Genomic DNA, 10,830 nt, shown 5'->3' on the forward strand with positions numbered 1-10,830 from the left:
CCATGAGCGAGCGCATCGTCGTCAATGAAGTCAGCCCGCGCGACGGGCTGCAGAGCCAGGGCAAGACCCTCACCGTCGAGCAGCGCCTGGAAATGATCCAGGCGCTGCTGGCCACCGGCATTCGCAGCATCGAGGTCGGCAGTTTCGTGTCGCCCAAGGCGGTGCCGCAGATGGCCGGCACCGACGCGCTGTTCGCCCGCCTGCCGATGCCCGATCAGGTCGCGTATTCGGCGCTGATCCCCAACGCCAAGGGCTACGAGCTGGCGCGGGCCGCAGGTGCTCGTTCGGTGGCTGTGGTGCTGTCGGCCACCGAGACCATGAACCAGCGCAACATCCGCATGAGTCTCGACGAGACCACCGCCGTATGCCTGGAGCTGATGCAGCAGGCGCGGCGCGACGGCCTCGAGGCGCGCGCCTACGTCGCGGTCGCCTTCGAGTGCCCGTTCGAGGGCGTCACCCCGGCCGAGCGCGTGATCGCTCTCACCCAGCGGCTGTTCGACGCCGGCGCGGACAAGGTCATCATCGCCGACACCATCGGCGCAGCCCATCCGACCAGCGTGCGCGGCGTGCTCGAACCGCTGCGTTCGCTAGGCCTGCAGGAGCGGCTGTCCTGCCACTTCCATGACACCCGCGGCATGGCGCTGGCCAACGTGCTGGCCTCGCTCGACGCCGGCGTGCGCGAGTTCGACAGCTCCATCGGCGGCCTTGGCGGCTGCCCGTTCTCACCAGGAGCGACCGGCAACCTGGCCACCGAGGACCTGGTGCTGATGCTCAACGCCATGGGCCTGGACACCGGGATCGACAGCCTGGCGCTGGTGGACGCGGTGCAGCGGGTGCAGGCACTGACCGAAACCCCGCTCGGCGGCCACAGCTTCCGCTGGCTGCAGCGCCAGCATCAGGCACATCGGGAGGCAACGCATGCTTAAGTCCAGTCTCAGCTGGGCCGGGCGGTTGTCGCCCTGGCTCATCATCGGGGGGCTGTCCTATGCGGCCCTGTTCGTTCAGCCGACGGTCAATCCGCATCCGCTCGACCAGCCGCTGCTGGAAACCCGCGATGCCTTCTTCGATGCCGAAGTGCTGGGCCAGCACTGGTGGGCAGTCGGCCAGAACGGCGCGCTGCTGGAGTCGTCCGACGACGGCCAGAGCTGGCAACGTGCCGAGGTCCCCGGCCGCGACAACCTGCAAGGCATCGCCAGCTCGCCGGATGGCCGCGTGGTGGTGGTTGGCAACCAGGGCCGCGCGTGGGTCCGCCAGGCTGACGGCAGCTGGCAGCAACAGCAGCTGCTGGGCGAGGACTCGGTGGCCAAGCTGCTCGACGTGTCGTTCATCGACGGGCACTTCTGGGCGGTCGGCGAGATGGGCAGCCTGCTGCGCGCCGATGCCGACCTCAGCCAGTGGCAAGCGCTGAGCATCGATGAGGACGTAACCCTCAACAGCATCCGCGCCGGCGCCAACGGCGATCTGTGGATCGCCGCCGAGTTCGGCCGCCTGCTGCACAGCGTCGATCACGGCGAGAGCTGGCGGGTGCAGGAGCTGAGCAGCGAAAGCCTGCGCGCGGTGCACTTCAACGGCGACACCGGCGTCGCCGTCGGCAATCGCGGCGGCGTGTACCTCAGCGAGAACGGCGGCCAGGACTGGCGCGAGCTGCCGCCGTTCACCGAGGAACACCTCTACGACGTGACCTTCCACGAGCAACGCTGGATCGCCACCGGCGACCGCGGCGCGCTCTACCAGACCCGCAATGCCGTGCCCGACCAGGGCTGGCAGCGCTGGAGCCCGGCCAGCCTGGACAAGAGCTACCACAGCCGCCTGGTCAATACCGACCGCGGCGTGCTGCTGGTCGGCAAGCAGGTCGGCCTGCTCGAAGCGCAAGACCTTCGGCTGCTGATCAAGGAGACCCCGTGATGAATAGCGTCAAGAGCTATACCGCGCGTCTGGCCGCCTGGTCCATTCGCAATCGCGTCATGGTCTGCGTGGCCATCGCGCTGGCCACCGTAGCCTTCGCCGCTTCACTGGGCGGCCTGGACATCCGCACCCGCTTCAGCGACATGGTGCCCCACGACCATCCGTACGTGCAGGTGCACCGCAAGTACCAGGACAGCTTCGCGGCCAGCAACCGCGTCACCATCCTGGTCAAGGCGCGCGAGGGGGAAATCTTCGAGCGCGACATCCTCGAGGAGATCCGCCGCATCACCTACGACCTGCAGAAGGTCGAGGGCGTCAACCCGATGCAGATCACCTCGCTGGCGTCGAAGAAGCTCAAGCGCGTCAACGCCTCCAGCGAGGGCATCGAGACGCAGCCGATGATGTGGCCGAACGTGCCGCAGACGCGGGACGAGATCAACGAGCTGCGCCAGGCGGTGCTGAACAACCCGATGGTGTACGGCCTGTACGTGGACCGCGAGCTGAGTTCGGCACTGATCCAGGTGGACTTCTACGACCACCTGGTGGACTACGGCAAGATCTTCCCGCAGATCCAGACGCTGCTCGATGCCTCGCAGGTGCAGGATCAGGTCACGCTGCATCTGGTGGGCGAGCCGATCCTCTATGGCTGGGTGGCGCATTACCTCGGCGAGACCGTCAGCCTGTCGCTGCTGTCGCTGGGCGCAATGCTGGTGCTGCTGTTCGTCTTCAGCCGCACCTGGCGCGGCACCATCCTGCCGCTGCTGGCCGGCCTGGTTTCGGCGATCTGGGCGCTGGGCATCGGCAACCTGCTGGGCTTCAACTTCGACCCGCTGGTGATCGTGGTGGCCTTCATCATCACCGCCCGGGCGCTGTCGCACTCGGTGCAGATGATCACCCGCTTCGACGACCTGACGCTGGGCGGTGAACACGTCGATCCGCGGCGCGCCGCCGAGCAGACCATGAAGGAGCTGTGGCGACCGAGCATGCTGGGGCTGTATGCCGACGCGGGCGCGATCCTGTGCGTGATCCTCACGCCCATCCCGCTGCTGCAGAAGGTCGCCATCGTCGGTGCGGTGTGGGTGATGACCATCACTGTGTCGGCGGTGTTCCTCACCCCGGCGCTGCTGTCGTTCATCAAGCGTCCGCAGGGCTACGCCCACCCGTTCAACCTGGACGGCTTCATGCGCGCCATTCTGGCCGGTGCCAAGTGGGTGGTGCGCAGCCGTACCCGCTACTACATCGCGCCACTGGTGATCGTGCTGATGGCTGGACTGGTATTCGAGGCCACCCGGCTGACCATCGGCGATGCCAGCGATGGCTCGCCGATCCTCTGGCAGGACTCCTCCTTCAACCAGGACAGCGCGCTGATCAACCGCCTGTACCCCGGCTCCGAGCAGATGTTCGTGGTAATCGAGGGCCAGGAGCTGGACACGCTGAAAACGCCGCAGGTGCTCGACTGGATGCTGCGCTTCTCGCGCTACATGGAACGCCAGGAGGAGATCGGCGGTGCCATTTCCCTGGCCGACATCGTGGTCGACATCCGCCGCAACCTCTACGAAGGCAACCCGCGTTTCCGTGAACTGGGCGGCAGCCAGGTAGAGAACGGCGAGCTGATCAGCTTCTACATGCAGGGCGCCGACCCGGGCGATCTGGCGCAGTTCAGCGATGTGCACTTCAAGAACGGCGCCGTCACCCTGTTCTTCCGCGACCACAAGGGCGACACCCTGCGCAAGGCCACCCACTACGCCAAGGAGTTCATCGCCGAGAACCCCATCGAGGGCGCCGAGGTGAAGCTGGTCGGTGGCGTGCTCGGCATCATCGCGGCGGTCAACGAGATTCTCCTCAGCGACCAGATCGAGGCGGTGGCTCTGGCCTTCCTGGTGGTGGTGCTGTGCTGCCTGGTGGTGTACCGCTCTTCGGTCAGCGGGGTGTTCTTCATCATCCCGGTGGCGATCTCCAACGTCGTCACCTTCGCCTTCATGGCCTGGCAGGACATCGGCATGAGCATCAGCACGCTGCCGGTGGTGGCCCTGGGGATCGGCCTGGGCGTGGACTACGCCTTCTACATCGTCGACTCCATGAAGGAATACCTGGAGAAGCACCCCGACGCCGCTCCGCTGGATGCCGTGCTGCAATCGCTCGGCTCGGCCGGCCGCGGCGTGCTGCTGACGGCCTTCACCCTGGCCGCCGGCGTGCTGTTCTGGTCCTTCTCCTCCCTTCGTTTCCAAGCAGAGATGGGCATGCTGATCGGGCTCTGGCTCATGGTTTCGGCACTCACCTCCCTGTTTGTCATGCCTTCGCTGGCGCTGGTGTTCAAGCCGAAATTCATCTTCGAACACAGCACACCGAAAAAAGCCCAGTCCACCGGGCGCGCGCTAAACCTCGAGCACAATGGAGCGGCTGATAATGAAAAAAAGAATGAAGCACTTAACCCCGTTAGCTAGCGCCGTGATGTTGGCGGCCGGTGTGCACGGGCCGGCAATGGCACAGGACGGTTTCTTCGACAACTGGGAAGTCAGCGGCTACGCGCGCATGCACCTGTCCTGGAACCTCGAGAATCCCTACCTGATGGATGGCGAGGATCCGAACGGCCTGGTCGGCGCGGACCGCAAGGGCAACTACCGCTACGACATGTCGATGGCGCGCAGCATCCTCAAGCTCAACTTGTTCAAGGACTTCGGCGACTCGCAGTTCTTCGTCTCCGGTCGACTGAACCGCGAGTACGAGACCGACTACCTGGAAGACCTTCAGGAGGTGATGGACCAGAACGCACGCTCCGACCTGTTCAGCAACCGCAGCAAGTCGCAGGTCGATCTGATGGACGACGTCTACAACAGCGAAGAGCTGCGCGAGCTGTGGTGGCAGACGAACGTCACCCCGACCACCACGCTGAAGCTGGGCAAGCAGCAGGTGGTCTGGGGCGAGACCGACTTCTTCCAGTCGCTGGATGTGATCCACGGCTACGACCAGCGCATCCGCTCGTTCCTCGAGCCGGAGAACGAGGACGTGCGCAAGCCGCTGTGGATGGTCAACCTGCAGGAGGAATTCAACCAGCTCGGCGGCACCCTGCAGCTGATCTTCATCCCCGGCCAGCTCAACGGCGCGTATGACCGCGGCAACAGCTTCGACCTGGATGGCGGCCGCTGGGCCAACAACCCGAACAAGGGCATCACCTTCCGCACCGCCACCTTCGGCGCCGACGTGCCGTATAACTTCGACCACAAGGACGCCGACATGGACGATCCGTCCTACGGTCTGCGCTGGAAGTCGATGCTCGGCGACTGGGAATACTCGCTGGCCTGGTTCCACGGCCCGTCGGTCAACCCGGTGATCAACCCCAACCCGAACAACCCGCTGGGTGTCGGCGACGCCGCCAGCGGCGCGCAGTTCGGCGGCGCGTACAAGGGTGAATACAACTCGGCCGCGGATTCCACCGTGGGCGAGCTGATCTACCCGTTCGTCAACGTGTTCGGCTTCTCGGCGAACCGCTACATGGAGTCCATCGACTCGGTGTTCTCCACCGAGCTCTCCTACATCCCCGACTCGCCGTACAACTACGGCCTGCAGGCGGGCGAAGCCGGCGGCTGTGCGTTCTTCCCGGGCTTCTGCGGCATCAAGGAGAAGGACGTGGTCAAGACCATGCTGCGCCTGGACAAGCAGGTCGCGCTGCAGCACTTCCTCGGCACCAGCCGGCCGTCGTTCCTCTCGGTGCAGCTGTTCAACACCTGGATCACGGACTACGACCGCGACGACGAACTGGTCAACTCCGCCGGCTTCAGCGGCCGTACCAAGGAGTTTTCCACCATCGCCACCGCGATCCTGGCCATGAACTACGACAACGACCGGATCAACCCGAGTCTGGCCGTGGGTACGGACATGACCTACGGCGGCGCCTTCGTGATTCCGGCCGTGGAGTTCGCCTACGGCGACCACTGGCGGATTCGTGCCGAGGCCGACATCTTCTTCGATGACGAGAGCCAGGACCGTGCTCTGCAAGGCTTCAACAACACCAACCTGTTCGGCTACTTCAACGGCAACGACCAGCTGTCGTTGCGCGTGACTTACAACTTCTAAGACCAGGAGATGAAAACAATGAACATGCGTCTTAGCTGTCTGGCCACTGCATTGGCCCTGTCCAGCGTGCTCACCGCCCATGCCGCCGAGCTAAAGCCCGGCGACCAGATCAACGCCGCCAACCTCGCGCAGCAGCTCGGCAATACCTTCGAAGGCACCGCCATCGCCGACCTGCTCACCGAGCGCATGCAGACCCTGATCCGCGAGGAAGGCCTGAACATCACTCTCAAGGCGTCGCAGCCGGTCACGCTCGGCAAGGACTACATGGCGGCGACCCAGGCCAACGCCGGCAAGGCCAAGTACAACCCCGACACCCGCCAGGTGGAGGGCTGGGTCGCCGGCATACCGTTCCCGGAGGTGAAGGCCGATGATCCCCATGCGGCGGACAAGCTGATCTGGAACCACCATTACGCCCAGCCGGGCAAGAACGTGATGGACTACCCGAAGTTCGCCTACCTGTTCGTCGACGGCAAGAGTGGCCTGGAGCGCAAGCAGGAATGGCGCTTCCTGCGCTATCAGATGAAGGGCCGGCTCGGGGTGGACAACCCGGTCGAGGGCGACGGCAGCATCTTCACCAAGACCCTGCTGTACGCGACCTACCCCTCCGATATCCGCGGCCTGGGCCTGTTCACCATCCGCTATGACTCACCCAAGCTCGAGGACTCCTGGGCCTACGTGAAGTCGGTGCGCCGCACCCGCCGGCTGTCCGGCGGTACCTGGATGGACCCGATCGGCGGTACCGACCAGCTCAACGACGACATCGAGATCTTCAACGCGCACCCCAGCTGGTACCCGGAATACAAGCTGCTCGGCAAGCGCAAGCTGCTGGTCGTGGCCAACTCCACCACCACCCCCTGGGACGCCAAGGCCAAGGGCAACGCCGAGTTCCCCATCGTCGATCTCGACAACGCGCCGCACTGGAACCCCAAGGACGGCTGGGAGCCGCGCGACGTCTGGGTCATCGAGGCGATCACCCCGCCGGAGCACCCCTACGGTCGCAAGGTGATGTACATGGACACCCAGTTCCCGCGCTTCTACCAGGCCGAGGCGTATGACCGCAAAGGCCAGTTCTGGAAGTGGATGAACTACCACCTCAAGACCATCAAGCTGGCCGACGGCGATACTGCGATCACCTCGGCCGCGGGCTTCACCCTGGACTACCAGCGGCGCCACGGCACCGTCTTCATCCTCGGCGAAGGCACCACGATGAACACTCCGGGGATCACCGCGGACAACGTCAACCTGCGCGAACTGGAAAAAATCGCTCGCTAGGGCGCGCGAGGCCTGGCCGTCGCAAAGGCGGCCAGGCTCTACAAGAATCAGGAAGCGTTTGGAGAGCAACCATGAGTTTTCGTTTGGGCGTAGACGTGGGCGGTACCTTCACCGACCTGCTACTGATCAATGATGTGACCGGCGAGAGCTTCACCGCCAAGGTCCCATCCACTCCTCACAACCCTTCCGTCGCGGTACTCAACGGCATCGAGCGGATCTGCGGCATCGCCGCCATCGACGCCGCGCAGATCAATTGCGTGATGCACGGCACCACCGTGGCGACCAACGCCATCCTCACCCGCCGCGGCGCCAAGGTCGGACTGGTGACCACCCGCGGCTACAAGCAGGTGCTGCACATCGCCCGTTCCTTCGTGCCGGGCGGGCTGGGTGGCTGGGTCATCTGGAACAAGGGCGAGCTGCTGGCGCCGCTGGAGCTGACCATCGAGGCCGACGAGCGCATGGGCGCCGACGGTAGCGTGGTCCGGCCGCTGGACCGCGAGGCGATCCGCCAGGAACTCGCGCGGCTGGCCGCAGCCGGCATCGAGGCGCTGACCATCAGCCTGGTCAACGCCTACGTCAACGGCGAACACGAGCGCGAGATCATGGCGATCGCCAGCGAGGTGATGCCGCACATTCCCGTGTCGCTGTCCTCGGAAGTCGTACCGGAGATGCAGGAGTACGAGCGCACCGAAACCACCGTGGTCAACAGCTACGTGCGGCCGGAGGTGGAGCGCTACATCGGCCATCTGCAGAACGAGCTGGACCGGCGCATCGGCGGCCACGCGCAGCTCTCCATCCTGCGCTCCGATGGCGGCCTGGCCACCAGCCAGTCGGCGGCCAACACCCCGGTCAACCTGCTGCTGTCGGGACCTGCCGGCGGTGTCGCCGGGGCGATCTGGTTCTGCTCGCGCGGCGGCTTCGACCGCGTACTGACCTTCGACGTCGGCGGCACCTCCACCGACGTGGCGCTGATCGATGGCAACCAGGCGCGCATCCGCCGCGAAACCCGCGTCGGCGACGTGGCCGTGCGCGCACCGTCGGTAGACGTGCGTACCGTCGGCGCCGGCGGCGGCTCGATCGCCAGCGTGCCGGAGCTGACCCGCGCCCTGCGCGTCGGCCCGGAAAGCGCCGGCGCCGTGCCCGGCCCGGCGGCTTACGATCGCGGTGGCGAGCAGGCCACTGTGACCGATGCCAACGTCGTGCTCGGCTACCTGCCGGCGGTGCAGAAACTCGGCGGCGATTTCCAGATTCGCCATGACCTGGCCACCGCTGCGGTACAGCGGGTCGCCGATGCCATGGGCGTATCGCTGTTCGAGGCTGCCGAAGGCATCGTGCGGCTGGCTAACGAACACATGTACGGCGCCCTGCGCCTGATCAGCGTCGAGCAGGGCTACGACCCGCGCGACTTCGCGCTCTGCGGCTTCGGCGGCGCCGGTCCGCTGCATGCCAATGCGATGGGCATCCTGATGAACGCCTGGCCGGTGATCATCCCGCCGGGGCCGGGCGTGCTCTGCGCCTACGGCGACGCCACCACGCGGGTCAAGGACGAGGCGTCGCGCTCGATCATCCGCCGCCTGAGCGAGCTCGACCTGGACGAAGTGATGCAGACCCTCGATCAGCTGAGCAGCCAGGTGAGCCAGTCGCTGGCCAGCCAGGGCGTCGAGCCGCATCTGCAACAGCTGAACTATCAGGCCGACGTGCGCTACCAGGGCCAGGCCTTGCAGCTGACCTTGGAAGTGGACCGCGAACGGCTGGCCAGCGAGGGACTGCAGGTGATCACCGGCGCGTTCGATGCCGAACACGAGCAGCTGTTCAGCTTCTCGCTCGGCGATTCCCACGAGCTGATCAACCTGCGGGCGATCGCCCGTGCGCCGCGTCCGCAGATCACCGAGCGCCAGTACGAAGGCAGCGCGCCGGACCTCGCCGCGGCGGTCAGCGGCCAGAGCCCGATCTACTACGCCGGCAACAACTACAGCGCCACGCTCTATGACCGCGCCAGACTGGCACCCGGCCTGGTCGTGACCGGCCCCGCCATCGTCATGGAGATGGATTCCACCACCGTTGTGTTCCCAGGTTACGAAGCGGCGGTTGACCGCGTCGGCAACCTGCTGATCCGGCCGCAGGAGTAAGCATCATGGTTGCGCGTATCACCCAGACCAATAACACCCCTTTCGAACGCGTAGCGGTGGACAGCATCACCATCGACATCGTCGAGAACGCGCTGAGCAACGCCCGTCACGAGATGGACGCGGTGCTGTTCCGCACCGCCATGAGCCCGGGCATCCGCGAGCAGGGCGATGCCTTCCCGCTGATCGCCACCAACGAAGGCAAGATGATCGTCGGCCAGTTCGGCTCGTTCATCACCGGCTTCCTGGAGAGCTACACCGGCGAGATCGAGGAAGGCGACATCTTCCTCACCAACGACCCCTACCTGTGCAACGGCGCCGTGAGTCACCTGCCGGACTGGCTGGTGCTGATGCCGATCTTCAAGGATGGCCGCGTCATCAACTATTCGGCCATGTTCGGCCACATGTCCGATGTCGGCGGCAAGGTGCCCGGCTCGCTGCCGACCAATGCCGCCTCGATCTGGGAGGAAGGCATCCGCATTCCGCCAGTCAAGCTGTACCGCAAGGGCGTGATGAACAGCGACATGCTCGACGTCATCCTGCACAACGTGCGCCTGCCGCGCTGGAACCGCTCGGACCTCAACGCCATCGTCGCCGCCTGCCGTACCGCCGGCAAACGCTGCGTGGAACTGGCCGAGCGCTTCGGCGACGACATCTTCTACAGCGCCCAGCAGGAAATGCTCGACCGCACCCGCCGCGCGATGAAGGAGGTCATCCAGCGCGTGGTGCCGGAGCAGCGTCAGGTGTTCGAGGACTACATCTGCGACGACGGCGCCGGACTCGGGCCCTACACCCTGCGCTGCGCCCTGTGGCGCGAGGGCGAGAAAGCGATCTTCGACTTCACCGGCACCGATCCGCAGGCGCCGTCGTCGGTGAACTTCTACCTCAACGAGGAGATGTTCAAGATCTTCTTCGGCGCGCTGACCATCAGCCTGTTCGACCCGGCGATCCTGCTCAACGACGGCTTCTACGACCTGGTTGAAGTACGCATCCCGCAGGGCTCGCTGCTCAAGCCGAATTTCCCCGCCGCGCTGTCCTGCCGGACCCACGCGCTGGGACGCATCTTCGACATGATGAGCGGCCTGCTCGGCCAGGGCGCGCCGGATGCAATGAACGCCGCGGGCTTCTCCGATTCGCCGCACTTCATGTACTCGGGCTACGACAAGAACGGCGAATGGTTCCAGCTGTTCCAGATCGGCTTCGGCGGTATTCCGGGGCGGCCGGCCGGCGACGGCGCCGATGGCCACTCGCTGTGGCCGGGTTTCACCAACGTGCCCAACGAGTTCGTCGAGGCCTACTTCCCGCTGCGCATCGAAAGCTACGAGACCTTGGCGGATACCGGCGGCGCCGGCCTGCATCGCGGCGGGAACGGCCTGCGGGGCAGGTATCGGAGGCTGGCCGAAGGCGAGAGTTCCATCCACCGTGGTCGCCGGCTGGCCTTGCCGGGGGGGCT

General features: G+C 65.6%; 7 protein-coding genes. All 7 read left to right on the forward strand.

What is annotated here, in order from left to right:
* The first annotated feature begins 2 nt into the window (after nucleotides 1-2).
* The gene (locus ACN0X7_RS19885) at nucleotides 3-926 is read left to right on the forward strand and encodes a hydroxymethylglutaryl-CoA lyase (protein WP_314020115.1); all 924 of its coding nucleotides are present in this window, start codon (nucleotides 3-5) and stop codon (nucleotides 924-926) included.
* Nucleotides 919-1,905 carry a WD40/YVTN/BNR-like repeat-containing protein gene (locus ACN0X7_RS19890; protein ID WP_417520215.1) on the forward strand — a complete coding sequence of 329 codons (987 nt, stop codon included), beginning with the start codon at nucleotides 919-921 and terminating at the stop codon, nucleotides 1,903-1,905. Before ACN0X7_RS19885 ends, ACN0X7_RS19890 begins: the two co-directional genes overlap by 8 nt.
* Entirely contained in the window at nucleotides 1,905-4,349 is a 2,445-nt protein-coding gene (locus ACN0X7_RS19895; protein ID WP_237264825.1) for an efflux RND transporter permease subunit, read from the forward strand. The genes ACN0X7_RS19890 and ACN0X7_RS19895 overlap by 1 nt, the downstream gene beginning before the upstream one ends.
* Nucleotides 4,350-4,356: 7 nt before the next feature.
* Nucleotides 4,357-5,979: a DUF1302 family protein gene (locus ACN0X7_RS19900; RefSeq protein WP_417520216.1), complete on the forward strand. Its 1,623-nt coding sequence runs from the start codon at nucleotides 4,357-4,359 to the stop codon at nucleotides 5,977-5,979.
* 18 nt (nucleotides 5,980-5,997) lie between these two features.
* Nucleotides 5,998-7,251 carry a DUF1329 domain-containing protein gene (locus tag ACN0X7_RS19905; protein ID WP_237264827.1) on the forward strand — a complete coding sequence of 418 codons (1,254 nt, stop codon included), beginning with the start codon at nucleotides 5,998-6,000 and terminating at the stop codon, nucleotides 7,249-7,251.
* A gap of 71 nt (nucleotides 7,252-7,322) precedes the next feature.
* Nucleotides 7,323-9,380, forward strand: a complete 2,058-nt coding sequence (locus ACN0X7_RS19910) for a hydantoinase/oxoprolinase family protein (RefSeq protein WP_102828283.1) — start codon at nucleotides 7,323-7,325, stop codon at nucleotides 9,378-9,380.
* A gap of 5 nt (nucleotides 9,381-9,385) precedes the next feature.
* Nucleotides 9,386-10,830, forward strand: a 1,445-nt coding sequence (locus ACN0X7_RS19915) for a hydantoinase B/oxoprolinase family protein (RefSeq protein ID WP_417520217.1), incomplete at its 3' end; no start/stop codon positions are given.

It is taken from the genome of Minwuia sp. (assembly GCF_048263705.1).
Classification (GTDB): domain Bacteria; phylum Pseudomonadota; class Alphaproteobacteria; order Minwuiales; family Minwuiaceae; genus Minwuia.

What these genes read in the sequence shown, in the direction of transcription:
- ACN0X7_RS19885 (WP_314020115.1), top strand. Translation starts at nt 3, where the DNA reads ATGAGCGAGCGCATCGTCGTCAATGAAGTCAGCCCGCGCGACGGGCTG.
- ACN0X7_RS19890 (WP_417520215.1), top strand. Translation starts at nt 919, where the DNA reads ATGCTTAAGTCCAGTCTCAGCTGGGCCGGGCGGTTGTCGCCCTGGCTC.
- ACN0X7_RS19900 (WP_417520216.1), top strand. Translation starts at nt 4,357, where the DNA reads ATGTTGGCGGCCGGTGTGCACGGGCCGGCAATGGCACAGGACGGTTTC.
- ACN0X7_RS19910 (WP_102828283.1), top strand. Translation starts at nt 7,323, where the DNA reads ATGAGTTTTCGTTTGGGCGTAGACGTGGGCGGTACCTTCACCGACCTG.
- ACN0X7_RS19895 (WP_237264825.1), top strand. Translation starts at nt 1,905, where the DNA reads ATGAATAGCGTCAAGAGCTATACCGCGCGTCTGGCCGCCTGGTCCATT.
- ACN0X7_RS19905 (WP_237264827.1), top strand. Translation starts at nt 5,998, where the DNA reads ATGAACATGCGTCTTAGCTGTCTGGCCACTGCATTGGCCCTGTCCAGC.